General features: G+C 66.4%; 19 protein-coding genes. 9 read left to right on the top strand and 10 right to left on the bottom strand.

Annotated features, from left to right (window positions below; all coding sequences use genetic code 11):
* The first annotated feature begins 10 nt into the window (after positions 1 to 10).
* The 6 genes from AC3RCG_RS23485 to AC3RCG_RS23460 all read left to right on the top strand — a co-directional run bounded on the left by AC3RCG_RS23485 (position 11) and on the right by AC3RCG_RS23460 (position 8,441).
* Complete coding sequence (locus tag AC3RCG_RS23485; RefSeq protein ID WP_492401851.1) at positions 11 to 1,051, top strand: NAD(P)-dependent alcohol dehydrogenase; 1,041 nt, start codon at positions 11 to 13, stop codon at positions 1,049 to 1,051.
* A 2-nt stretch (positions 1,052 to 1,053) separates the two neighbouring features.
* Positions 1,054 to 2,190, top strand: a complete 1,137-nt coding sequence (locus AC3RCG_RS23480; RefSeq protein WP_492401852.1) for an ABC transporter ATP-binding protein — start codon at positions 1,054 to 1,056, stop codon at positions 2,188 to 2,190.
* Positions 2,191 to 2,225: 35 nt separating this feature from the next.
* Positions 2,226 to 3,116 carry an AraC family transcriptional regulator gene (locus tag AC3RCG_RS23475; protein WP_070289188.1) on the top strand — a complete coding sequence of 297 codons (891 nt, stop codon included), beginning with the start codon at positions 2,226 to 2,228 and terminating at the stop codon, positions 3,114 to 3,116.
* Positions 3,117 to 3,133: 17 nt separating this feature from the next.
* Positions 3,134 to 4,609 (top strand): xylulokinase, encoded by a 1,476-nt coding sequence (xylB, locus tag AC3RCG_RS23470; RefSeq protein ID WP_492401854.1) that lies wholly within the window; start codon positions 3,134 to 3,136, stop codon positions 4,607 to 4,609.
* Positions 4,610 to 4,835: 226 nt separating this feature from the next.
* The gene (locus AC3RCG_RS23465) at positions 4,836 to 6,464 is read left to right on the top strand and encodes a methyl-accepting chemotaxis protein (protein ID WP_492401855.1); all 1,629 of its coding nucleotides are present in this window, start codon (positions 4,836 to 4,838) and stop codon (positions 6,462 to 6,464) included.
* 168 nt (positions 6,465 to 6,632) lie between these two features.
* Positions 6,633 to 8,441: a putative bifunctional diguanylate cyclase/phosphodiesterase gene (locus AC3RCG_RS23460; protein WP_492401857.1), complete on the top strand. Its 1,809-nt coding sequence runs from the start codon at positions 6,633 to 6,635 to the stop codon at positions 8,439 to 8,441.
* Here AC3RCG_RS23460 and AC3RCG_RS23455 read toward each other — a convergent pair.
* From AC3RCG_RS23455 to AC3RCG_RS23420, 8 genes are all read right to left on the bottom strand, one after another.
* Positions 8,428 to 8,796 carry a DUF3325 domain-containing protein gene (locus AC3RCG_RS23455; RefSeq protein WP_070221888.1) on the bottom strand — a complete coding sequence of 123 codons (369 nt, stop codon included), beginning with the start codon at positions 8,794 to 8,796 and terminating at the stop codon, positions 8,428 to 8,430. The genes AC3RCG_RS23460 and AC3RCG_RS23455 overlap by 14 nt on opposite strands.
* Positions 8,796 to 10,418 carry a PepSY-associated TM helix domain-containing protein gene (locus tag AC3RCG_RS23450; RefSeq protein ID WP_492401858.1) on the bottom strand — a complete coding sequence of 541 codons (1,623 nt, stop codon included), beginning with the start codon at positions 10,416 to 10,418 and terminating at the stop codon, positions 8,796 to 8,798. Before AC3RCG_RS23450 ends, AC3RCG_RS23455 begins: the two co-directional genes overlap by 1 nt.
* A complete protein-coding gene (locus AC3RCG_RS23445; RefSeq protein ID WP_070289192.1) occupies positions 10,415 to 10,750 on the bottom strand; it encodes a DUF3649 domain-containing protein in 336 nt (111 codons plus the stop codon). Before AC3RCG_RS23445 ends, AC3RCG_RS23450 begins: the two co-directional genes overlap by 4 nt.
* A gap of 2 nt (positions 10,751 to 10,752) precedes the next feature.
* Positions 10,753 to 11,499 (bottom strand): DUF4198 domain-containing protein, encoded by a 747-nt coding sequence (locus tag AC3RCG_RS23440; protein ID WP_492401860.1) that lies wholly within the window; start codon positions 11,497 to 11,499, stop codon positions 10,753 to 10,755.
* 59 nt (positions 11,500 to 11,558) lie between these two features.
* A complete protein-coding gene (locus tag AC3RCG_RS23435) occupies positions 11,559 to 13,820 on the bottom strand; it encodes a TonB-dependent siderophore receptor (protein ID WP_409027968.1) in 2,262 nt (753 codons plus the stop codon).
* 274 nt (positions 13,821 to 14,094) lie between these two features.
* On the bottom strand, positions 14,095 to 16,518 hold the full coding sequence (locus AC3RCG_RS23430) for a TonB-dependent siderophore receptor (protein WP_070289194.1): 2,424 nt from the start codon (positions 16,516 to 16,518) through the stop codon (positions 14,095 to 14,097).
* Between the two features lie 85 nt (positions 16,519 to 16,603).
* Entirely contained in the window at positions 16,604 to 17,698 is a 1,095-nt protein-coding gene (locus tag AC3RCG_RS23425) for a FecR family protein (protein ID WP_492401862.1), read from the bottom strand.
* An 8-nt stretch (positions 17,699 to 17,706) separates the two neighbouring features.
* The gene (locus AC3RCG_RS23420; RefSeq protein WP_176741193.1) at positions 17,707 to 18,201 is read right to left on the bottom strand and encodes a sigma-70 family RNA polymerase sigma factor; all 495 of its coding nucleotides are present in this window, start codon (positions 18,199 to 18,201) and stop codon (positions 17,707 to 17,709) included.
* A 168-nt stretch (positions 18,202 to 18,369) separates the two neighbouring features.
* Between AC3RCG_RS23420 and AC3RCG_RS23415 the strand changes: the two genes are divergently transcribed.
* Positions 18,370 to 20,001 carry an alpha-D-glucose phosphate-specific phosphoglucomutase gene (locus AC3RCG_RS23415; protein WP_070289196.1) on the top strand — a complete coding sequence of 544 codons (1,632 nt, stop codon included), beginning with the start codon at positions 18,370 to 18,372 and terminating at the stop codon, positions 19,999 to 20,001.
* A 111-nt stretch (positions 20,002 to 20,112) separates the two neighbouring features.
* Here AC3RCG_RS23415 and AC3RCG_RS23410 read toward each other — a convergent pair whose 3' ends face one another.
* Together AC3RCG_RS23410 and AC3RCG_RS23405 are read right to left on the bottom strand one after the other, a co-directional pair.
* Complete coding sequence (locus AC3RCG_RS23410; protein ID WP_162995845.1) at positions 20,113 to 21,651, bottom strand: POT-type proton-dependent oligopeptide transporter; 1,539 nt, start codon at positions 21,649 to 21,651, stop codon at positions 20,113 to 20,115.
* Positions 21,652 to 21,769: 118 nt separating this feature from the next.
* Positions 21,770 to 22,339 carry a GNAT family N-acetyltransferase gene (locus AC3RCG_RS23405; RefSeq protein WP_492401864.1) on the bottom strand — a complete coding sequence of 190 codons (570 nt, stop codon included), beginning with the start codon at positions 22,337 to 22,339 and terminating at the stop codon, positions 21,770 to 21,772.
* 100 nt (positions 22,340 to 22,439) lie between these two features.
* Here AC3RCG_RS23405 and AC3RCG_RS23400 point away from each other — a divergent pair, with 100 nt between their 5' ends.
* Both AC3RCG_RS23400 and AC3RCG_RS23395 read left to right on the top strand, forming a co-directional pair.
* Positions 22,440 to 22,979 (top strand): PadR family transcriptional regulator, encoded by a 540-nt coding sequence (locus tag AC3RCG_RS23400; protein WP_070289199.1) that lies wholly within the window; start codon positions 22,440 to 22,442, stop codon positions 22,977 to 22,979.
* Entirely contained in the window at positions 22,976 to 24,214 is a 1,239-nt protein-coding gene (locus AC3RCG_RS23395; RefSeq protein WP_492401866.1) for an MFS transporter, read from the top strand. The genes AC3RCG_RS23400 and AC3RCG_RS23395 overlap by 4 nt, the downstream gene beginning before the upstream one ends.
* The last annotated feature ends 4 nt before the right edge of the window (positions 24,215 to 24,218 follow it).

Here is a 24,218-nt window from a genome sequence, read left to right as displayed (position 1 = left end):
GGAATTCATCATGCAAGCACTCGTACTGGAACAGGCGGAAAAAATCACCTTGCGCGACATCGACATGCCGCTCGTCGTCGGCCCGCGCGACGTGAAGATCAAGATTCATACTGTCGGCATCTGCGGCAGCGACGTGCATTACTTCAAGCACGGCAAGATCGGCCCCTTCGCCGTCGAAGCGCCGATGGTGCTCGGCCACGAAGCGTCCGGCGTGGTGGCGGAAGTAGGGGGGGAGGTGACGCATTTGAAAGCGGGCGACCGCGTCTGCATGGAGCCGGGCGTGCCGCAGTTCGACTCGCCGGCCACCATGCGCGGCCTGTACAACCTCGACCCGGCCGTGCGTTTCTGGGCCACGCCGCCCATCCACGGTTGCCTCACGCCGTACGTCGTGCACCCGGCCGCGTTCACCTTCAGGCTGCCCGACAACGTCAGCTTCGGCGAAGGCGCGATCGTCGAGCCGCTGGCCATCGGCCTGCAGGCGGCCAAGAAGGCGGCCATCAAGCCGGGCGACGTGGCGGTAGTCATCGGCGCCGGTACCATCGGCGCGATGACTGCGCTGGCCGCGCTGGCGGGCGGCTGCTCGCGCGTGATCCTGGCCGACCTGGTGCCGGAAAAGCTGGCCCTGTTCGCCGATAACGCCGCCGTGACCACGGTCGACGTGCGCCAGGCCAGCCTGGCCGACACGGTGCGCGAGCTGACGGATGGCTGGGGCGCCGACATCGTCTTCGAGGCCAGCGGCAGCATGCGCGCCTACGACCACATCGTCGACCTGCTGTGCCCGAACGGCTGCCTGGTGCTGGTAGGCATGCCGCCCGAGAACGTCCCTTTCGATATCGTCGCCATCCAGGCCAAGGAAGTGCGCATCGAGTCGGTGTTCCGCTACGCGAACATCTTCCCGCGCGCGATCGCCTTGCTCGCCTCGGGCAAGATCGACGTGAAGCCCTTCATTTCCCGCACCTTCGGCTTTGCCGACGGCGTGCAGGCGTTCGAGGAAGCGGCCCAGGGCCATCCGCGCGACGTCAAGATACAAATCGAACTGGCAGGAGAGTGATCATGGCAAACATCGCCTGCAGGCAGTTGCACAAGACCTATGACCAGAAGACGGCCGTGCTGCAGCCGTTCGACCTGGAGATCGCCGACGGCGAATTCATCGTCCTGCTGGGGCCTTCGGGCTGCGGCAAGTCGACCCTGCTGCGCATGATCGCGGGCCTGGAAGACATCAGCGGCGGCGAGCTGTTGATCGGCGGGGCCATCGTCAACGATTTGCCGCCGCGCGCGCGCAACGTGGCGATGGTGTTCCAGAACTACGCGCTGTATCCGCACATGACGGTGTACGACAATATCGCCTTCGGCCTGCGCCGCCTGAAGGTGCCGAACGACGAGATCGAGCGCCGCGTGCGCGAGGTGGCGGCCATCCTCAGCCTGGACAGCCTGCTGGAACGCAAGCCGCGCGCCATGTCGGGCGGGCAGCAGCAGCGCACGGCCATCGCGCGTGCCATGATCAAGACGCCGCAGGTGTTCCTGTTCGACGAGCCGCTGTCGAACCTGGACGCCAAGCTGCGCGCGCAGCTGCGCGCCGACATCAAGCGATTGCACCGTCGCCTGCGCACCACCACCCTGTACGTCACGCACGACCAGCTCGAGGCCATGACTCTGGCCGACCGGGTGGTGCTGATGAAGGGCGGGCATATCGAGCAGATCGGCACGCCGGCGGAACTGTACAACCATCCGCGCACCCTGTTCGCGGCTGGCTTCATCGGCACGCCGGCCATGAACTTCATCGACGGCATCGTCGAAAAAGACGGCGGGCAAACGCTGCTCGTGTGCGCCGGCTACCGCTGGCCATTGACGTCGCCCCGCTTCGCGGCGCTGCAGGCGGGTGCGCGCGTGGTCTTCGGCCTGCGCCCGAACCACTTGCGCGCGGCGCAAGCGCAGGCACAAACGCGGGAGCCGTCAGGCACGCATGGCCTGGCGTGCGTGATCGACCTGGTCGAGCTGCTGGGGGCCGAAGCGCTGATCAGCTTTCAGTGCGGCGCCTTGAGCCTGTCGGCCCTGCTGCCGGCGAATGCGGCCAACAGCGCGGCGCAGGTGGGGCAGACCCTGGCGCTGGCCTTCGACGAGGAGCACATGCACCTGTTCGACGCCGACAGCGGGATGGCCGTGGCGGTCGGTACTCAGGTAAGTGGTTAGAATAGCTGGCAACGAGACCGCGCAAGGGAACTGCCGTGACGCCTGACCTGGAACTGATCCACAAACCGATCCACGAATCGTTTCGCGCGTGGGCGCACGGCTTTCCGCACACCGTGGCGAAATGGCATTTTCATCCCGAGTACGAACTGCACTTCATCATCACATCGAACGGCAAATTTTTTATCGGCGACCATATCGGCAGTTACGGGGCGGGCAATCTGATCCTGACAGGGCCGAACCTGCCGCATAACTGGGTCAGCGAACTGCCGGAAGGCGTGGTGCTGCCCGAGCGCGATTTGGTGCTGCAGTTTTCCAGCGATTTCATCGAACGTTGCGCGCTGCTGTTCCCGGAAATGGCGCCCCTGAAAAGCCTGCTGGGCGAGGCCGCCAGGGGCTTGCAATTTCCCGATGCGCTGGGGCTGCGCCTGGTGCCGCTGATGAAGGAATTGACGACGGCGCAGGGCTTGCGCCGGGTCGAACTGTTTACGCGTTTGTTCGGCGAGCTGTGCGAGTGCCGCGAGCGGCGGCCCCTGGCCAGCGTGACCTATCTGGCGCAGGCAGGCCGCTACATGTCGTCGACCATCAACCTGGTGCTCGCCTACATCAAGCAGAACATCACGCTCGATTTTTGCGAGCAGGACGTGGCCGACGTGGCGGAGATGAACACCTTGAAATTCACGCGTTTCTTCCGCAAGCATACGGGCACCTCGTTCATTCAATACGTGAACCAGGAGCGCATCGCGCTGGCCTGCGAGCTGCTGATGAACACGGACATGAAGGTCACCGATATCTGCTACCGCACGGGCTTCAACAACCTTTCCAATTTCAACCGCCAGTTTTTGGCGCACAAGCAGATGTCGCCGTCCAAGTTCCGCTCCTGCCTGCTGATGAACATGCCCGAGCCGTCCGGCGACGGCCATTCTTAACTTTCTTTTGGAATCAAATGACTTATCTCGGTATCGATATCGGCACTTCCGAAGTCAAGGCCATCCTCACCGATGACGCGCAGACCATCCTTGCCAGCGCTGGCGTGACCCTGCGCGTCTCCAGCCCCCATCCCGGCTGGTCGGAGCAGAATCCCGAAGACTGGTGGCATGCCACGCTGGACGTGATCGCCGCCATCCGCGCCGCGCAGCCGGTGGCGTTTTCCGGCTTGCGCGGCATCGCCCTGTCGGGCCAGATGCATGGCGCCACCCTGCTCGACAAGCAGCAGCACGTGCTGCGCGCGGCCATGCTGTGGAACGACACGCGCGCCTTTGCCGAATGCGTGGAACTCGAGGCGCTGGTGCCCGAGTCGCGCGCCATCACGGGCAACCAGGCCATGCCCGGTTTCACGGCGCCCAAGCTGCTGTGGCTGCAAAAGTACGAGCCATCGCTGTTCCGCGCCACGGCCAAGGTCCTGCTGCCCAAGGATTACGTGGCCCTGCGTCTGACGGGCGAGTATGTGTCCGACATGTCCGACGCTTCCGGCACACTGTGGCTGGACGTGGCCAAACGCGACTGGTCCGAACGCATGCTGGCCGCCACGGGCCTCACGCGTGAGCACATGCCGCGCCTGGTCGAAGGCAGCCATGCCGCCGCGCAGGTGCGGCCCTCGCTGTGCCAGGAATGGGGCATTGCGCACGCGGTCGTGCTGGCCGGCGGCGCGGGCGACAACGCCGCGGCGGCTGTCGGCCTGGGCGTGGTGGAGCCGGGCGCCGGCCTGCTGTCGCTGGGGACTTCGGGCGTGCTGTTCGCCGGCAGCGACGGCTTCGCGCCCAATCCGGGCCAGGGCGTGCACGCGTTCTGCCATTGCCTGCCCGAGCGCTGGCACCAGATGAGCGTGATCCTCAGCGCCGCATCCAGCCTCAGCTGGGTGGCGCGGCTGACGCAGTCGAACGACATCGGCGAATTGGTGACGCTGGCGGAAAACGTCGAGGCGCGCCCGGCCCCCGTCTTCCTGCCGTATTTGAGCGGTGAGCGCACGCCGCACAACGACGCTTCCGCGCGCGGCGTGTTTTTCGGATTGTCGACGGAACACGGGCGCGCGGAACTGGCCTACAGCGTGATGGAAGGCGTGGCCTTTGCCATGGCCGACGGCAATGCGGCCCTGCGCAGCGCCGGCACGCATCTGAAGGAAGTGTCGTTCGTCGGCGGCGGCTCGCGCAGCCGCTTCTGGGCCCAGCTGTGCGCAAATGCCTCGGGCTTGCACGTGCTGCGCCACGATCACGGCGTGGCCGGCGGCACCCTGGGCGCGGCGCGCCTGGCGCAGATGGCGGCGACGGGCTTGCCGCCTGCGCAAGTGTGCACGCGCCCGGCCGTGCAGGAAACGGTGGCGCCGCAGGCCTCCGGTGTGCTGGACGAACGTCTGGCGCGCTACCGGCGTTTGTATCCGCTGTTGCGCGAAGAATTCGCGGGGGCGGCGGCGGCAACGCGCTGACGTGGCCGGCAAGATTGCCGGCCCGGCCATGCTGCGTCGGCGGGAATATGGCCAGACAGTCAATCTTCCCGTGTAATTTGTTGTTTCTATGTTGAAAGTGTTTCTCTAGCGAAAGCGCCGCTTGGTTTTTCGCGGGGCGGGCCGCATGATTTCCCTGTTTGGTGGGAATTGGATAGATTTGGCGACGCCTTTGTTGCCATCCTGTTCTTGCCGCCGGGAGAAACATATGCAACTCGCGAATCTGAAAATCTCCGTCCGCCTGGGTCTGCTGGGCGCCTTCTTCTTTCTTGCGCTGGTGTTCGTCGGCGCACGCGGCTGGAGCGCGCTCGACGCGGCCAGCGCGCGCAGCAACGAAGCCATGCAGCGCTCCGTGGCACTGACGGAAGCCGTCGACGCGGCGCGCAGCGCGCAGGTGGAATTCAAGATCCAGGTGCAGGAATGGAAAAACATCCTGCTGCGCGGCGGCGACGCGGCCGCCTTCCAGCGCTACCGCGAAGCGTTCGTCGCCAGCGGCGCGCAGACGCGCAAGGAATTGAAAGGCCTGCAGGCCATGATGGAGGCATTGAAACTCGATACCGCGCCCGTCGAGCGTTCGCTGCAGGCGCACGATGCGCTGGGCGTGAGCTACCTGGCGGCGCTGCAAAAATTTGACGGCGCGCGCGCCGACAGCGCCCAGACGGTCGATGCGCTGGTCAAGGGCATGGACCGCGAACCGACGCGGCAGATCGACGCCATCGTCGCGGCCATCGGCAAGCAGTCGCACGGCCTGATGGCGCAAATGAAGGAGCAGGATGACGCCGCGCACCGCAGCGCCAGCATCGCCATGCTCGTCACCGTGCTGGTGACGCTGGTCGTCGGCAGCGTTACCGTGTGGTGGCTGATCCGCAGCATCACGGTGCCGCTGGGTGCGGCCGTCGGCATCGCCCAGCAAGTGGCCGCCGGCGACCTGCGCGCCGTGGTGGCCGGCGGCAGCCGCGATGAAATCGGTGACCTGCTGCGTGCGCTGAAAGCGATGAGCGGCAACCTGGCCGCCATCGTCGGCAGGGTACGCGTCGGCACGGACGCCATCGCCCTGGCGTCCGGTGAAATTGCCAGCGGCAATATGGACCTGTCGTCGCGCACGGAAGAACAAGCCAGTTCGCTGGAAGAAACGGCCGCCTCGATGATCGAGCTGACCACCACCGTGCGGCAGAATAACGACAACGCCGACCAGGCGCGCCAGCTGGCCGGCGGCGCGTCCGACGTGGCGCAGCGCGGCGGCGCGGCCGTGGCGCAGGTGGTGCAGACCATGAACCATATCAATGCCTCCTCGAAGCGCATCGTCGACATCATCGCCGTCATCGACGGCATCGCCTTCCAGACGAATATCCTGGCCCTGAATGCGGCGGTGGAAGCGGCGCGCGCGGGCGAGCAGGGACGCGGCTTCGCCGTCGTGGCCAGCGAAGTGCGCAGCCTGGCGCACCGCTCGGCCGCGGCGGCCATGGAAATCAAGCAGCTGATCGGCGAATCCGTGCGCACGGTGGAAGAGGGCAGCGTGCTGGCCGGCCAGGCCGGGCGCACAATGGATGAGGTGGTGAGCAGCGTGCAGCGCGTCAACGCCATCATCGGCGAGATCGCCGTGGCCAGCGTGGAACAGCGCGACGGCATCGAGCAGATCAGCATCGCCATCAGCCAGATGGATGGCGTGACGCAGCAGAACGCGGCCCTGGTGGAGCAGGCCGCCGCCGCGGCGGACGCGCTGCAGCAGCAGGCGGCCAGCCTGGCCGACGCCGTCAGCATCTTCAAGCTGCACGGCACGCCCGGCGTGGCCGCATCGGCCGGCGCCGCCCTGGCGCGAAAGCTGTCGCTGGCCTGAAGCCGGCGTGCCCTGCGCCGCTTGATGCCAGTCAAGCGGCACCCGATCAGGCAAATATCGCGCCAAAATTCTTATACTATTTCCTTTCAGCATGTATCTGCGCCCGGCCGCATGGCGCGCGTTGCAAAGGAAAACCATGTTCCCTACGTTCCGCCTGCCGGGTGACGCATGACGGCGCTGCTGCTGGCGCTGTGCCTGACCCTGACCATGGTGCTCGCCGTGCTGCTGGCCTGCCAGTGGCGCGCGGCGCGCACGTGGCGCATGCGCCATGCGACCGGCGCGGTGCTGCAGGCGGCGCAGGCGCGGCGCATGGCGGAGGCGCTGGCGCTGCTGCACGCCTTGCCGGCGGCCGTCATCGGCACCGACCACGACGGCGTGGTGCAGTATCTGAATCCCCGCGCCAGCGCCATGGGCGGGCTGCTGGGCGACGATGGACTGGGCCAGCCCGTGACCGGGCTGCTGCCGCTGTTCCATGACGGCACGCCCATCGATGCGGCGCGCCAGGTGCGCGACTGCGTGGCGCGGCAGGAGGTGCTGGAAGTGGCGCGCGGCGCCGTGCTGCTGCGCCATCTCGACGGCAAGCGCATCGACGTGCAGTACAGCTGCGCGCCGCTGGCGCAGGGCGGCGCGGTGCTGCTGCTGCACGATGTGTCGGCCCGCAGGCGCGCCGAGCAGCAGCTGGAATTCATCGCCCACCACGATGGCTTGACGGGACTGCCGAACCGCCTGCATTTCCAGATCCGCTTCGAGCACGGCATCGCCTACGCGCGCCGCCACCAGGGTTTGCTGGCCGTGCTGTTCGTCGACATCGACCGTTTTAAATCCATCAACGACAGCCTGGGGCACGACGTGGGCGACCAGGTGCTGACGGAGTTCGCGCGCCGGGTGCAGCAATGCGTGCGCAAGGTCGATACGGTGGCGCGCCAGGGCGGCGACGAATTCATCATCCTGCTGACGGAACTGCGCACGGCGCACGATGCCGAACGGGTGGCCGAAAAGATCGTCGCCGCCATCGCCGCGCCCTTCGTCATCGGCGAGTACAGCCTGTCGGTGGCGGCCAGCGTGGGCGTGGCCCTGTATCCGGACGACGACGACGACGTCAATGCGCTGATCGAAAAGGCCGACCTGGCCATGTATGCGGCCAAGCGCCACGCCCCCGGCACTTGCCAGCGCTATGCGCCGCGCATGCAGACGCAGTCGTATTCGCGCACCATCCTCGAGACGGCCCTGCGCCATGCGCTCGAACGCAACGAGTTCGTGTTGTACTACCAGCCGCGCATGGACTTGAAGACGCGCAGGATCACGGGCGTGAAGGCATTGCTGCGCTGGAAGCACCCGGAACTGGGCTTGATGATGCCGCTCGACTTCTTGCCGGTGCTGGAGGAAAGCGCCTTGATCCTGCCGGTGGGCGCCTGGGTGCTGGCCACGGCCGTGGAGCAGGCGCGCGGCTGGATTGCGCAGGGGCAGATGCTGACGGTGTCCGTCAGCCTGTCGGCGCGCCAGTTCTACCAGCGCGATATCGCGCGCAATTTCGCCGCCGCGCTGCAGGCGGCCGGCGTGCCGGGCCATTGCATCGAACTGGAAATCGCCGCCGGCATTCTGATCGACAGCAACCAGAACTGCGAGCTGATACTGCGCCAGTTCCGCCAGCTGGGCATGGCGATTGCCATCAGCGATTTCGGCACGGGCGACGCTTCGCTCACTTACCTGAAACGCTTTCCCACGGATGCCGTGAAGATCGAAAAGTGTTTCATCGACGACCTGGACAAGCCGGGCGGCGATGGCGCCATGGTGCGCGCCATCGTGGCGATGGCGCGCACGCTCGGACTGCGCACCATCGCCGGCGGCGTGGAAAGCGGCGAGCAGCTGGAACTGCTGGCCGAGATGGGCTGCGACGAGGCGTTCGGCTATTTTCTCGGCCGCGCCATGGCGCCCGAAGGCATCGAGGCGCTGCTCAAGTCGCCTAGCCCGGCCTGACGGACAGCGCCGCCAGCAGCACGGCGGCCAGCACGGCCGCGCCGCCGATGACGCGCGCCAGGCGCATGGCCTGGCGCGGCGCATACGGCAGCAGCCAGATCAGCAGCAAGCCGCAGCCCGTCAGGCTGCCGACCCAGTAGACGAGGCCATAGCCGCCGCCGGCGATGTGCATGGCCCAGGCCAGGCCGGCCGCCAGCGCCAACCAGCCCGTCCACTGCAGGCGGCGGCGCAGCGGGGCGGGCGGTTCGGCGCCGCGCCCGTGCAGGTCGGCGTAGTGGCGGTCCATGGCCAGGCACAGCGAAGACAGGCCCGCGTAGCACAGCGCGAAGACGAGGAAATTGGCTAACAGTTCCATCAAGCGGCCTCCATCGTCGTCGGCGCCGGCTTGGCCGGTGCTGGTTTGGAGGCTTTCACGGGCAGCGGTTTCAATTTGAACGCCGCATACGCGAGGCCCAGGCCCAGCACCAGCACCACCAGGTCGAAGGCGGCCACCGCCACGGGGCCGCGCCCCAGGAACAGGGTCACGCCCAGGTGCGAATGGGTGGTGAAGACGTTCAGCACGGGCAGCGCCGCGAGCAGGAAGGCGCCGGCGGCCAGCTGCATGCGCCACATGGCACGCGACGGGCGCAGCTGGGCGATGATGGCGGCCAGGGCCCAGGCGCCGAAGAAGCAGGCGATTTCCTCTTTCGAGCGCTCCTCCATCGCCGCCGGCAGCAGGCGGTTGGCCCAGAAGTAGGCGCCGAAGGCGATCGGGATGCCGGCGATGGCGCCGATGTTGAGCGCTTCGACCAGGCGCAGGCCGAAGCTGGCGCGCTTGCCGGCGGCCAGCGCCTTGGCCTGCTTCTGGCGCGTCTTGACGGCCCACAGCAGGGCGCCCGTGGCGACCATGGCGCAGCCGGCCAGGCCGGAGAGGAAGAACAGGGCGCGCAGCAGCGGGCCGCCGAAATGCGCGACGTGCAGGCCGACCATCACGCCTTGCGTGGCGGCCGCGCCAGGCTGCGCCTCGCCGTCGGTCGACAGCAGCTTGCCGGACACGCCGTCGAATTCCATCGACGGCTGCTTCGACGACATGTCGCGTCCGCCGGCGCGCGTCAGCGTGATGGTGGCGTTGGCGTCGCCCGGATGATTGACGGAGATGCGCTCGACCTTGCCGCCCCACTGCTGTTCCGCCTGGCGCACGAGGGGCGCGATCGGCGTCAGCGGCGCGGCCACGCCGGCCGGCTTGCTGTCGCCCGAGCGGCCCGGGAAGGCTTCGGCGAAGAAGGCGTCCTGGTCGCCCTTGTAGGCGGCCGTGACGCCGGACGGCATGTACAGGAACATCAGGGTGACCAGGCCCGTGTAGGTGATCATGATGTGGTAGGGCAGGGCCAGCACTGCCGTCACGTTATGCGCGTCGAGCCATGAGCGCTGGCCCTTTTTCGGCCGGAAGGTAAACAGGTCCTTGAAGATGCGCTTGTGCGTGACGATGCCGCTGATGATGGAGACGAACATGAACATGGCGCAGAAACCCACGATCCAGCGGCCCCAGATGGCCGACATGTAGTGCAGGTCGAAATGCAGGCGGTAGAGGAATTCGCCGCCGCGCGTCTCGCGCGGCTTCGATAGCACCTGGCCCGTGGCCGGGTCGGCTTTTTCGCTATGAAAATTGCCGCGCCGTCCGCGTTTCTTTTCGCCCGGTTGCGACGGCTTGCTCCAGCCCAGCTGCGTGGCGGGGCTGCGCTCGCCGGGCAAGCTGATGAACCAGCGCGTGGCGCCGTCGGCACGCTCCTGCATCGCCTGCTGCGCGACCTTGGCCGCTTCCTCGGTGCTCACTTCGCTGGCGGCGGCGCCGTGCAGCTCGGGCTGCATCCACAAGGTGATTTCATTGCGGTAGTAGCTGGCCGTGCCGGCGCAAAACACCAGCAGCAGGATCCAGCAGACGAGCAGGCCGGACCAGGTGTGCAGCCATGCCATCGACTGGCGGAAACCTTCTTTCATGCGAGACTCCAGGATAGTGCGCCCATCGACTGCAGGATGGCGGCGATGACGGCGGCCGGAATCAGGAGACCCAGCCATGCGCGCAGGGCGCTGCGCGTGGCGAAGACCCACATCACGGCGCAGGTGTAGATGGCAAACGACAGCAGGGTGGCCGTCATGACGGCTTCGGAACGGGCCATGGGCAGGCTCACCGACAGCAGCATGGTGATCAGTGCGGCCAGCACGTAGCCGCCAGCGATGGCGGCCACGCTGCGCGACGCCACGCCGAGGCGGTACATGACCCCGGCGGAGAGCCGCAGGCGCGGCATTTTAATGATGGCAGGCGCTTGCATGGTCAGTCGTGATCCTTGCTCGGCGGCTGGGCTGGGCCGGCCGGCAGCGACGTCACGCCTTGCGGCTGCACCAGGCTCAGGGTGGTCACGAACATGGCTTTGTCATACGTTTGCGCGCCGCGCTGTCCGGCCGTCTTGTCCGTGTGCTGCACTTCCAGCACATACGTGCCTTGCCATGGCAGCGGGAAGCTGACCAGGCCTTGCGCATCGCTCCACGCTTCCTTGCCCCAGCCCGACTGCACCACGGCGTTGACCTTGGCCTGCGCCAGCGGCTTGCCCTGGTAGCTGACCTGGAACTGGCCCGGTGTGCCGGTCGGCACCAGGTCCAGGGTCAGCGCGGGTGCTTGCGCCTTGCCGTCGGCGATCAGGCGCGCGGCCGGCACCCACACGGTGCGCGTGGTCTTGCCATCCTTTTTCTCTTCCCATGACGGGTAGGCGTTTTCCTCGACGATGATACTTTCGCCGGCGCCCACCTTGCCATTGAGGAGGAAGGCGCCCGCCGTCTTGCTCGCCTGCAGCGGCTGCGCGCCCTTGGCCGACAGCCACGTCACGTTCTTGATGCTGAACTTGTCCAGCAGACCGGGCGACGCTTCGCGCAGGTTGTCGCCGAATTCGCCGAAGTACACGCTGGCCGCCTTGCCGTCCTGCTGCAGCCAGATCTGGTGCGCGCTGGCGCTGCCGCAAGCGAGGGCCGCGCCCAGCAGGGCGGTGGCGAGGGCGCCGGGGCGCGCGATGGAAGCGATGTGCATGGTGTATCCCTTATCTTGCTTATCTTGTTATGTGAGTGGAAAAAGCGGCCGGCGGTGCATCAGTACTGGTAGCGCAGGTTCAGCGCCACGTTGCGCGGCTCGCCGTAATAGCCGCCGTTATAGAAGCCCACGCGGCGGAAATACGTCTTGTCGAACAGGTTGTTGACGTTCAGGCTGGCCGACAGTTTCGGGCTGATCTGGTAGCGCGCCATCAGGTTGGCCAGCACGTAGCTGCCCTGGCTGACGCGGATCTTGCTCTTGTTCGGCAGGGTGGCCATCGTCCAGATCTCGCTCTGCCAGTTCAAGCCGCCGCCGATGGTGAGATTTTGCAGCTCGCCCGGCAGGCGGTAGGTGGTCGAGACGCGCAGCATGTTGGTCGGCTGGATGGTGTTGGTCACCACGCCCTTGCCCGTCTTCGAGCTGCTGTGCGTGTAGCCTGCGAACAGCTGCCAGCCGCGCAAGGGGCTGCCCGACACTTCCGCTTCGTAACCTTTGCTTTTCGTGCCCTTGCCCGTCGATATATACGGACGGCTGCCGTCCGGCAGCACGAAGGTCGGCGGCACCGACTTGTCTTCCTCGCCCAGATTGTCCTGCTTGGCCTCATACACGGCGAACGAGGCATTGACGGCGCCGTCGAGGAATTCGCTCTTCACGCCCGCTTCCACGTTGCTGCCCGTGATCGGGTCGAGGAAGGCGTTGTTCTTGTCCTTCAGGTTTTGCGGCTTGAACAGGTCGGTATAGCTGGCGTACAGCGACGTGCTCTTGCTCACGTCGAGCACCAGGCCCGCATACGGCGTGACGACGTCGTCTGTTTTATACGCGGAGCTGCGCTTCACAAAACGGCCTTGGGTGTCGTAACGGTCGTTATACGTTTCCCACTTCGACACGCGCGCGCCGGCCAGCACCTTGACGCTGTCGGCGACGTTGATGCGCGTGGCGATGAAGGCGCCCGACTGTTTCGTGGTGGCGACGTCGCGCGCGCCCGTGCGCGTGAGCGCCGGCTCGGGCACGTCGCCCGTCCAGTTGCGGAAGTCGGGGATGGTGGTGGCGAACGGCAGCGGATCGGGCAGCAAGGTTTCATTCGTCGTGCCCTTTCGCTTCCAGCCGTTCACGCCCAGCACCAGGTCGTGCCGGCGGCCGAACAGGGGGAAGCTGCCATTGGCCGACAGGTCGAAATTGTCCTGCTTTTCCTCGTAGGGGAAGGCGCCGCTCCAGACTTCCAGGCCGCTGCCGTCGCGTTTCGGATAGCCGCTGCCGCCGTAGAACAGCTTGCCGTTCGAGGAGCTGTCGAGGCGCCCGTAGGCGGCCTTGAGCTTCCAGTCGCTGGCGAAGCGGTGCTCGAGGTAGACGTACTTGTTCTGAAACTCGCGTTCCCAGCTGCTCCACTTGGCCGCCATATTGAACGAGCGGGGCATGTTGGCCGGCGTGCCGTCCGCGAAGAACAGGGGCGTGGTGCCCCAGCTCGTGCCTTTCGGCGTGTTCTTTTGATAGTCGATGCCGGCCGTGAGCAACGTTGCCGGCGTCAGATCCGCCTCGACGATGACGGCGCCCGCCAGCTTGCGTTCCTTGTACAGGTCCATGTAGGAATGGCGGTTCTGGCCGGCCACCACGACTCTTCCGCGGATGCTGCCGTCCGCATTCAGCGGTGCGCTGATGTCGCCTTCGAGCCGGACCTTGCGCCAGGAACCGACGGTCAGGCCGGCCGAGGCGGAAAATTCCTTGCCGGGACGCTTGTGCAGCATGTTGATGGTGGCCGACGGGTCGCCATTGCCGCTGACCAGGCCCGTGGCGCCGCGCACGATTTCGATGCGGTCATAGATGGCCGTGTCGAACAGCGCATTCGACCCGGAATTGACGGCCACGCCGTCGATCTGATAATTGCCGATGGAAAAGCCGCGCGCGGAAAAACTCGTGCGTTCGCTGTCGTTTTCCTGCACCGTCACGCCCGTCGACTGCACCAGCACCTCGGCCAGGCTGTTCAAGCCCATGTCGTCCATGCGCTGGCGCGTCACCACGGAAATCGATTGCGGCGTTTCGCGCATCGACAGGCCCATGCGCGTGGCCGTGGCCATTTCCCTTGTCGTGTAGGAACCCGTGTGCTCCGTCGATGCCTTGTCTTGCTGGGCTTGCACCTTGATTTCGCTCAGGGTGGCTTCCTCCGGCTTGGCGCTCGTATCGGCGGCCAGGGCCGTGCCTGCGCCCAGGGCCGCCGCCAGCAATGCCGCCTGCACGGCGGCGGCCAGCGGACGCAGGGCGGTATTGCCAACGGTTGGGGAAAACGGGCCGGCCACCATGCCGGCCAGCGAAACTGCTCGCGCCATGAAACATCCTTCTTCTCGCATGCCCGCCGTCGGACGGCGGGCGTTTTTGGTAGGGGAGGCTTGCTTGGCGGTGTGGCCTGGCTGGCGCAGCGTGTCATCCAGCCATATGGCAGTCAGGCGACTGCGTGCAGACTCTGGCGAGTCTAAATGTGAATGAGAACTATTCTTATTATAGTGCGGGGTTGTGAGACATGCAAGAGTGCGATGTTGTAAACGCGCACGGCCGCCCGGTACTGGGGGCGGCCGTGGCGCGCGATGCTGGCTGCGCGGGCGCTTACAGCGCCGGCGTGTAGCGCACGGTGAGGATGATGTTGCGCGGTTCGCCGAAGTAGTTACCACGGCGCAATTCACCCGTGGCGGCCCAGTAGGTCTTGTCCGTTACATTGGCGATGCTGAGGCTGGCGCTCCAGTGGCGGTTGAAAATATACGCGGCGCGCGCGTCCCACACCGCGCGTCCGCCATTGCGGAAACGCACGTCGGGATTGTCATCGGCCCGGTAGACATAACCGCTTTGCGCCGAGACGCCGCCGCCCACCGTCCAGTGGTTCCAGGCGCCGGGCAGGCGGTAGCTGGTCGATACGCGCAGCATGTGCTTGGGCGTGACGGTGGGCGGCGTTTCGTCGCCTTCGCCGCGCGCGATATTGTAGGTGTAGCCGGACGACAGCTGCCAGCCCGGCAGCACTTCGCCGCTGGCGTCCGCGTCGATGCCCGTGCTGCGGATGGGGCGGCCATTGCGGTAGCAGCTGCCCGTCACGTCCCACTTCAGGCAATCGTCGTTGCTGGCCTCGTCGTACACGGCCGTGTCGCGCTTGTCGATGCGGAAAGCGGCCAGCGCCACGTTCAGGCGGCCGTCGTACAGCTCGCCCTTCACGCCCGCTTCATAGGTGTCGCCGACGACGGGTTTCAACGGTTGTCCGCCCAGCGTGTAGTACAGGCTCTGCGGCTGGAAGATGCTGGCGTAGCTGCCGTACACGGACCAGCGCTTGTCGAGGTCGAGGACCAGGCCCGCGTACGGCGTGAATTCGCGGCTTTCCTTGTAACGGCTGACGGGGTCGGTCTCCAGCTTGCCCGTGGTCTGCTTGTCGAACCAGCTCAGGCGGCCGCCCAGCAGCAGATGCAGGTCAGGCCGCAGTTCCCAGCGCGTGCTGGCGTAGGCGCCGTAGTGCTGCTCGTTCAGGTGCGGCAGCGAGTCCCAGGTCGGATGCGGGGGACGGGCAAGCAGCGTATTGTTCGGATGGAAGACGTCGAAGGGCAGGCCGGGCGAGGTCGAGGCCGCATGATCGTCGGTGACGGCGCGCGAGGCATTCATGCCCAGCAGTACCTCATGCCTGCCGCCCCAGGCCTGGAAGCTGCCGCCCACGTTGGCGTCCAGGCCCGTGGTGACGATATCCTGCTTGCGGTAGTTGACCGAGTACAGGCGCGCCCCTTGCTGCGTGGCGGGGGCTATGCTGCCGCGCACGATGGCCGCCTGCTGGTCGAAGGCCCCATACGTGCGGTTGAGGGCAACTTTGGCCTTCCAGTCGCCGCCAAAACGGTGTTCGAGGTCGGCGAACAGTTCACCGATGGTGGCGTCGTGGCGGTTCCAGTCCTGCGCCAGCGACGTCGAGCGCCGCACGGGCAAGGTCGCGCCGTCGCTGTAGCGGGGCAGGCCGAACAGCCAGTAGCCGTCCGTCACCGTGTGCTGGCGGCGCGCGCCGGCGCGCACGGTGGTGGCGGCGTCGAGGTCCGCCTCGACGATGCCGTAGAACAGGGGCATGCGGCTGTGCGCCGCGTCATAGAAGTAATCGCGGTCTTCATAGGCCACCAGCGCGCGCCCGCGCACGGTACCGGCCGCGTTCAGCGGCGCGCCTGCGTCGAGTTCGATGCGGCGCTGGTTCCAGCTGCCCGCGGTGGCCGTCACGTCCGCATGGGCTTCGGCGCGCGGGCGCTTGCGCACCAGGTTGGCCACGCCGCCCGGCGTGCCGGCGCCGACGATCAGGCCGGCCGAACCGCGCAGGATTTCGACGCGGTCATACACGGCCATGTCGGGGATCAGCCAGCCCGTGGCATTGTCGGAAATGCCGGGCATGCCATCGATCAGGTAAGACAGGGCATTGCCGCGCGACAGGAATTCATGCGAGCCGAAGCTGCGGTTCATGCGCGTCAGGCCCGTGCTTTGCTCCAGCACCTGGTCCAGGGTGAACAGGTTCTTGTCATCCATCTGCTGGCGCGTGACCACCGACACCGATTGCGGCGTGTCGCGCAGCGCGCGTTCCGCGCCCGCCAGGGTCACGGCGCGCGTCGTGTAGGCGCCCGTGCCTTCGCTGGTGGCCGTGCGCTCGCCATTGGCCGTCACGGTGATTTCCGACAGGGTCGCCGTTTCGCCCGTGGCCTTGGGCGCCGCCTTGATGATGACCGCATTGCCGTCGATCGAAGCCTGCAGCCCGCTGCCGGCCAGCAGACGATCGAGGCCGTCGCGCACGCTGAGCGTGGCGTTGATGGCGGGCGCCGTCTTGCCGGCCACCAGGTCGGGCGAAAACAGCAGTTGCAGATTGGCTTGCCGCGCCAGTTCATTCAGGGCTTGCCCCAGCGGCTGGGCGGCGATGGACAGTTTGACGGTGGGCAAAGTTTGCGCCTGTGCGGCGCTGAGCGTGCCCAGGGCCAGCATGGCGGCCAAGGCGAGGGGGGCAGGTTGCAGATTGAAGCGGGGGGACCACATGCGGCATTCTCCAGGTTACTTGTTGTCGATACACCTGGTAGACGCGGCAGTGGATAAAATCCTCACCTGCGAATGCGACTTATTTTCATTTATTTTGTTGCAGATGCATGGCGGGCGCCTGCGCAGGCATTGTTGCCGCCATGCGGATCTCGCTGGCAGTGCCGCTGTGCACGAGCTGCACGGGCAGCAGCTGGGGCAGGGCGGCGGCAAAGCGGTCGAGCTGGGTCAGGCTGAAGCTGCCGCCGATGCGCAGGCGCGCCACGGCCGGATCGCGCACGAGCAGGCCCGTGTCGCCATAGCGCTCGAACTCGGCCAGCGCCGCGCCCAGCGGCACGTTGTCGAAGGTGATCCTGCCGTCGCGCCAAGGCGCCACGCTGCCGGGCGCCAGGCTGGCGACGGCCGACAGGCGGCCGCCGGCATCGCTGCTGACGCCCTGGCCGACCGTCAGGTCGACTTGCTCTTGCCGCGCGCCCGCCACGCGCACGTGGCCATGCTGCACGGCCACGCGCAGCTGGCCGTCCTGGGCCAGGGTGTTGCGCACGGCAAACTGTGTACCCACCACCGTCACCGTCAAAGGGCCGCTGAGCACGTCGAACGGCTGCCCTTGCTTTGATTGCACCTGGAACAGCGCTTCGCCCTGCGCCAGGCGCACTTCGCGCCGCTGGCGGTACACGGTGACGTGCAGCTGCGTGGCCGTGTCGAGCTGCAGCTTGCTGCCGTCGGGCAGGGCGACGGCCAGGCGCTGGCCCCGCGCCGTGGCATACGACTGGCTGAACGTGGGTTGCTGCCACCACTGGTAGCCGCCCGCGCCCACGCCGAGCAGCAGCATGGCGGCGGCCGCATACGGCAAGGCGCGCAGCCAGTGCCGGCGGGGAGCGGACACTGGCGCAGGGGAAGCCTGGGGCACCGCCCAGCGCGCGGCGACGTGCGCGGGAATCCGGCGCACGGCGCGGTGCGTGTCTTTGAGCTGCGCATACTCCTGGGCGTGACGCGCATCGGCCGCCAGCCAGGCGGCAAACTCGGCTTGTTGCTGTGCATCGAGGTTGCCGCGCCGGCCAAACCAGCTTGCAGCGGCCAACGCCACACCGTCCTGCGTGGCGGCAAAGTCGGCGTACTCGCGCAAGTCCGCCTCGTCCTGGGCGGAGGGGCCGAAATCATGGCGGGGCGGGCGGGCGGTCATGGGCGCCATTATGTGGCTTCCCGCAAGGAATGCAACTGCAGCAACTGCGCCCGGCAACTGAGCATGCCGCGCGCGATATGTTTTTCCACCATGCTCACGGAAATGCCCATGCGCGCGGCGATCTGCGCGTGCGGCAATTCCTCGAAGACGTGCAGCACGAAGGCGTCGCGGCAGCGCGGCGGCAGGGCGTCGATGGCGGCCACGCAGGCTTGCCAGTCCTGGCTGCTTTCGAGCGCCTGGTCCGGCTGCAAATGCAGCGGTCCTGCCGGATGCGCCGCTTCCGGCAGGGCGTCAAGTTCCTCGTGCTGGCGCAGGGCGGCGCGGCGGTGCTGGTCGATCATCAGGTTGCGCGCCGTGCGGTACAGCAGCGCGCGCGGTTCGCGCACGGCCTGTTCGCCCAGCACGCGCGCATAGCTTTCCTGCACCAGGTCCAAGGCAGCCTCGCGGTTGCGCAAGCTGCGCCAGCAAAAGTTCAACAGTTCTTGGTAATAGCGTGCAACCACGGCGTCCGATGTCTGAGTCCGCAGCGAGGAATGCCGCATATGAGAATGATTCTCATTATACGATATACGGGGATGCGGCGTTAAGCGGCTTGCCGCACCGTGGCAGGCGTACAACGCTTTGTAGGGCGGCCGGCATCGGTTAACATGGGAAGTTAACAGGGAGGCAAGATGGCTATTCAAGTTATTAATACGGCGCCGGTGGCGGGCCAGCGGCCCGGCACCTCCGGCTTGCGCAAGAAGGTGGCGGTCTTCAGCGCCCCGCAGTACCTGGAAAACTTCGTGCAAAGCGTGTTCGACACGCTGGGAGACTGCCGCGGCCAGACCCTGGTGCTGGGCGGCGACGGGCGTTACTACAACCGCGCCGCCATCCAGACGGTGCTGCGCATGGCGGCCGCGCACGGCTACGCGCGCGTGCTGCTGGGGCAGGGCGGCATTTTGTCGACGCCGGCCGTCAGCTGCGTGATCCGCAAGCATGGCGCCAGCGGCGGCATCATCCTGTCGGCCAGCCATAATCCGGGCGGCCCCGATGGCGATTTCGGCATCAAGTACAACATCTCCAATGGCGGCCCGGCGCCCGAAAAGGTCACGGAAGCCATGTTTGCGCGCACGCAAACGCTCACCGAATACCGCATCAGCGACGCGGCCGACATCGACCTCGACGCCTTGGGCACTGTGCGCATCGAGCAGATGACGGTCGAAGTGATCGACCCCGTGCTTGATTACGCTGAACTGATGCAGCAGCTGTTCGACTTCGACGCCATCCGCGCCCTGTTCGCAGGCGGCCTGCGCATCTGCTTTGACGGCATGCACGCCGTTTCCGGCCCGTATGCGACGGCCATCCTGGAAGGCATGCTGGGGGCACCCAAGGGCAGCGTCATCAACGGCGTGCCGCTGGAAGACTTCGGCGGCGGCCATCCGGACCCGAATCCCGTCAACGCGCAGGAACTGATCGCGCGCATGGCCGGCGACGATGCGCCCGACTTCGGCGCCGCCTCGGACGGCGACGGCGACCGCAACATGATCGTCGGCCGGCGCTTCGACGTCACGCCATCGGACAGCCTGGCCATCCTGGCCGCCAACGCCACCGTGTCGCCCGGCTACCGTGGGGGCTTGAAGGGTATCGCCCGCTCGATGCCGACGTCGGGCGCGGCCGACCGGGTCGCCAGCGCGCTGGGCATCCCCTGCTACGAGACGCCGACAGGCTGGAAATTCTTCGGCACCCTGCTCGACGCCGGCATGGCCACCCTGTGCGGCGAAGAGAGCTACGGCACGGGTTCGAACCACGTGCGCGAAAAGGATGGCCTGTGGGCCGTGCTGTTCTGGCTTAACCTGCTGGCGGAGAAAAAACAATCGGTGGAAGACATCGTGCGCGCGCATTGGGCCACCTATGGCCGCAACTACTACTCGCGCCACGACTATGAAGACATCGACAGCGCTGGCGCGGCGCAGCTGATGGCGGCCGTGCGCGGCCGGCTGGCCGCCTTGCCGGGCCAGCAGTTCGATGGCTACACGGTGGCGCTGGCCGACGATTTCAGCTACACGGACCCCGTCGACGGTTCCGTGGCGACGCAGCAGGGCATCCGCATCGTCATGACGGACGGCGCGCGCATCGTGCTGCGCCTGTCCGGCACGGGCACCGAGGGCGCCACCCTGCGCCTGTACCTGGAGCGCTACGAGGCCGATCCCGCGCAGCATGACATCCCGACCCAGCAAGCGCTGGCGGGATTGATCGCCGTGGCCGAGCAAGTGGCGCAGATCCGCGCACGCACGGGGCGCGACGCGCCGACGGTGACGACGTAAAAAAAGGGCGCGTAGGTCGGATTAGCGTGGCATCGCCACGCGTAATCCGACGACATTGTCAGCAGCGTTGTCGGATTACGCCCTTTGGGCTAATCCGACCTACTTGTATGATTACGCCTTGCCCGGGACAGCCGCCTGGCGGTAGTTGTCCACCATCTTGTAGCGCTTCGCATACAGGCCGAAGGCCAGCATGGCGACGGCGGCAAAGGCGGCGAAGAAGAACATCTGGAAAGCCGTCACGCTGATGCCGCTCTCGGCGATCTTGCCGATCACGCCTTCATTCATGACGCTGCGGTTGACGATCAGCACCCACAGGTTGCCCACCGTGGTCGACAGGTTCCAGAAGCTCATGATGGCGCCCTTCATCGACACGGGCGCCTGGCTGTACGCAAACTCCAGGCCCGTGGCCGAGACCAGCACTTCGCCGAACGTCAGCAGGGCGTACGGCAGGATCTGCCACATGATGGAGACGGCGTTGCCGCTGTCGAGGGCCAGCTGCAGCAAGCCGATGACGATCCACGCCAGCGAGGAAAAGCCGATACCGGCCGTCATGCGGCGCAGGGCCGTCGCTTCCAGGCCGAAGCGGTTGAGCATCGGGTACAGCACCAGGTTGTTGAACGGGATCAGCAGCATCACCAGCATCGGGTTCAGCGCCTGCATCTGCGCCGGCAGGAACCAGCTTGGTTTTTCCATGGTGTTCGCCTGCACGATCCACGTCGAGGCCTTCTGGTCGAACAGCGAGAAGAACGGCGTGACGAGGGCGAAGATGACGAGGATGCGCAGCACGGCGCGCACGCCTTCGACGGCTTCGTCCGGGTGGATGCCGCGCGCGCGTTCCAGCTGCATGGCCGTGCCGATGCTGCCGAAGGCCAGCAGCAAGACCAGCGCCGTACACGCGGAAATCACGAAGCCCCATTCGGGAATGCTGTAGAACGCGTACAGGGCGCCGATCACGCCCACGTAGGCGACGTACAGGCCGGGACGCGAACCGCCGTCGACGCGCGCCAGCAGTGCCGTGCGGGCCACGCGGGTGAACGAATCGGGATTCGGCGGCGCCGGCGGCACGTGCACGTATTTCTTGGCGCCCATCCAGAAGACGACGGTGGCGGCCAGCATCATCAGGCCGGGGATGCCGAAGGCGATCGACGGGCCGAAGTCGCGCAGGAACATCGGCATCAGCAGCGAGGCGAAGAAGGAGCCGAAGTTGATGATCCAGTAGAACAGGTCGAAGACCAGCTTGGCCTTGTGCTTGTTGGTCTGGTCGAACTGGTCGCCGACGAACGAGGCGACGAGCGGCTTGATGCCGCCGGAACCGAAGGCGATCAGGAACAGGCCGAAATAGAAGCCGTTGACGCTGTTTTCAAACAGGGCCAGGCAGGCGTGGCCCGCGCAATACACGAGGCTGAGCCAGAAGATGGTGTTGTACTTGCCGAAGAAGCGGTCGGCCAGCCAGCCGCCCAGCAGCGGGAAGAAATACACGCCGATGACGAAGGTGTGGAACACGTGCTTGGCTTCGCCCGTGCGCTGGTCGATCGGGATCATCAGCAGCAGGGTGCTGATGAGGAATGGCGTCAGGATGTTGCGCATGCCGTAAAAGCTGAAGCGTTCGCAGCCTTCGTTGGCGATGATGTACGGTATTTGCCGCGGCATTTTGCCTGTGGCGGTTTGTGTCTCGGCCGATGACATTGGCTCTCCCCCAAGTTTTTTTTGTAAGCCGCGATGCTAAGGCCTGCCGCGTTTGCTTGCAACAGAAAAAACGGCCTGTCCGCTATTTCGCAGGGATTTGTAAGGTATTGATTTTCATAAAGACATTACTTTCGGCACTTGCGCTTGCACTTGCACACGCCGGGCGCGGCAGCCACAGCTGCATTTGCAGCATGCCGTCCGATGCGGGGCCGTCCGCCAGGGTAAAGCCGCAGCCCAGGTACAGGGTCAATGCCGCGTGGTTGTCCTGCGCCACGGCCAGGCGCAGGCGGGCCAGTTCGGGGATGGCGCAGGCATGGGCGATGGCGGCCTGCAGCAGTTGTCGTGCAGCGCCGCGCCCGCGCGCCTGCGGCGCCACGTATACGCTCCACAGGCTGGCCTTGTCATGCACGACGGCGATCGGTTCGCGGCGCAGGCCGGCAATGCCGATCAATTGATCCTTGTCGAAAGCGCCAAATATTATTTGGTGGGGCGTGATGCGCAAGCGCTCGGCTATCCGTGCCAGCGGCAAGCCGCTCTCCACCGCGTGCGTGGTGCAGAAGGCGGCGGGCAGTTCGGCGATGCCGGCCAGGCGCAGCGCGCGGTAGGCGGCAACGTCGTCGGGCGTCAGGGGGCGGACAATGATGGCGGACATGTGGGCGAGTATCGGGCTTCGATGCCAGAAAGTAAACCTTGCGTTGCTGCGTTTTCGACCATAAGATATATCTTATTGCGATATATCTTAAGGAATCATCATGTTCCATCTTCTGCACGGGATGCACCCCGTGCGCGCGGCAGCCCATGGCCAGGGCGATGCGCCAGGCACGCCTGGCCATTCCGTTGCCCGCGGACCGAAAATGTTTGACGCGGGCACCTTGCGCTACCTGGTGCTGCAATTGATCGCCGACAAGCCGCGCCACGGCTACGACATCATCAAGGCCATCGAACAGCGCGCCGGCGGCGCGTATGCCCCGAGTCCCGGCGCCATCTATCCGCTCATGCACGGCCTCGTGGGCCACGGCTATGTGGCCGTCAGCCTCGATGGCAACAAGAAGCTGCACAGCATCACGCCCGAGGGACGGGGTTTCCTGGAGGCGAACCGCGCCTATGTCGACGCGATTGCCGCCAGGGTCGATGCGCCGGCCAGCGCGGACGACGATTTGCGCCACCTGATGCACGAACTGAAGGCGGCCGTGCTGGCGCGCGGGCGCGCGGGCGAGCCGGATGCCGGGCGCCTCGATGCCATCCGCGCCATCCTGCGCCAGGCCCGTACCGATATCGAGGCGCTGGCATGACGGCCGCGCCTGTTCCCTTGCTGACGCCGGCGCGCGAGCGCACGATGCTGTGGCTGCTTGCGCTGACGCAATTTACCGTCATCATGGATTTCATGGTGATGATGCCGCTGGCGCCTCAGCTGATGCAGGCGTTCCACATCGGCCCGGCCGCCGTCTCGGGCGCCGTTTCCGCCTACGCCTGGTGCGCGGGCCTGTCCGGCTTGCTGGCGGCCACGTATATCGACCGCTTTGACCGCAAGAAGCTGCTGCTGACCATGTTTTGCCTGTTCACCTTGTCGAACCTCGCTTGCGCGCTGGCGCCGAACTTTTATGTGCTGCTGTGGTCGCGCGCGTTTGCAGGGCTGACGGGCGGCGTGCTGGGCGCCATGGTCATGGCCATCATCGGCGACGTGATTCCTTCCGAGCGGCGCGGCGCGGCCACGGGCATCGTCATGACCTCGTTTGCCATGGCGGCCGTGGGAGGCGTACCCATCGGCGTGGTGCTGGCCGCGCACTTTGGCTGGGCCTCGCCGTTTTTCCTGCTGGTCGTGCTGTCGCTGCTGGTCTGGCTGGGCGCGGCGCGCGTGCTGCCCTCGCTCACGGCGCACATGGGCGCCGCTCCCACGCCGCTGCGCCAGGTGCTGCCGAACCTGCTGGCGCTGTTCCGCGAGCGGCGCCACCTGAAAGCGTTCTCCTTGTCGATTGTCAACATGACGGCCGGCATGCTGGTCATTCCCTTCATTTCGCCCGTGCTCGTGGGCAATATGGGGCTGGCGCCGGCCGATGTCACCTGGGTGTATCTGGCGGGCGGCTGCGCCACGATCTTTACTGCGCGCCTGATCGGCCGCTGGGCGGACCGGGCCGGCAAGCAGCAGGTGTACCGCTGGGTGTCCCTGCTGTCGATTGCGCCGCTGCTGTTCATGACGCACTTGCCCCAGCTGCCGCTGCTGGGGCTGATGCTGGCGTTTCCCTTCTTTATGGCCCTCGTCTCGGGCCGCATGGTGCCGCTGCAGGCGCTGCTGACGACCATCCCGGAAACGCACAAGCGGGGCGCGTTTCTCAGCGCCAATTCGGCTCTGCAAAGCTTTGGCAGCGGCCTGGGCGCCTGGCTGGGCGGCCTGACCCTGCAGACGGATGCGGCCGGCCACATCAGCGGCTACGGCATCAATGGCTGGCTGGCGGCGGGCTTGTCGCTGTGGACGGTGTGGTGGGTGGCGCGCGTGCGCGGCGCGCCGCCGCAGGGCGCGCCGGCGTAGGCAG

It is taken from the genome of Janthinobacterium sp. GW823-FHT01H08 (assembly GCF_058797855.1).
This window is presented reverse-complemented; position numbering and strand designations above follow the sequence as displayed.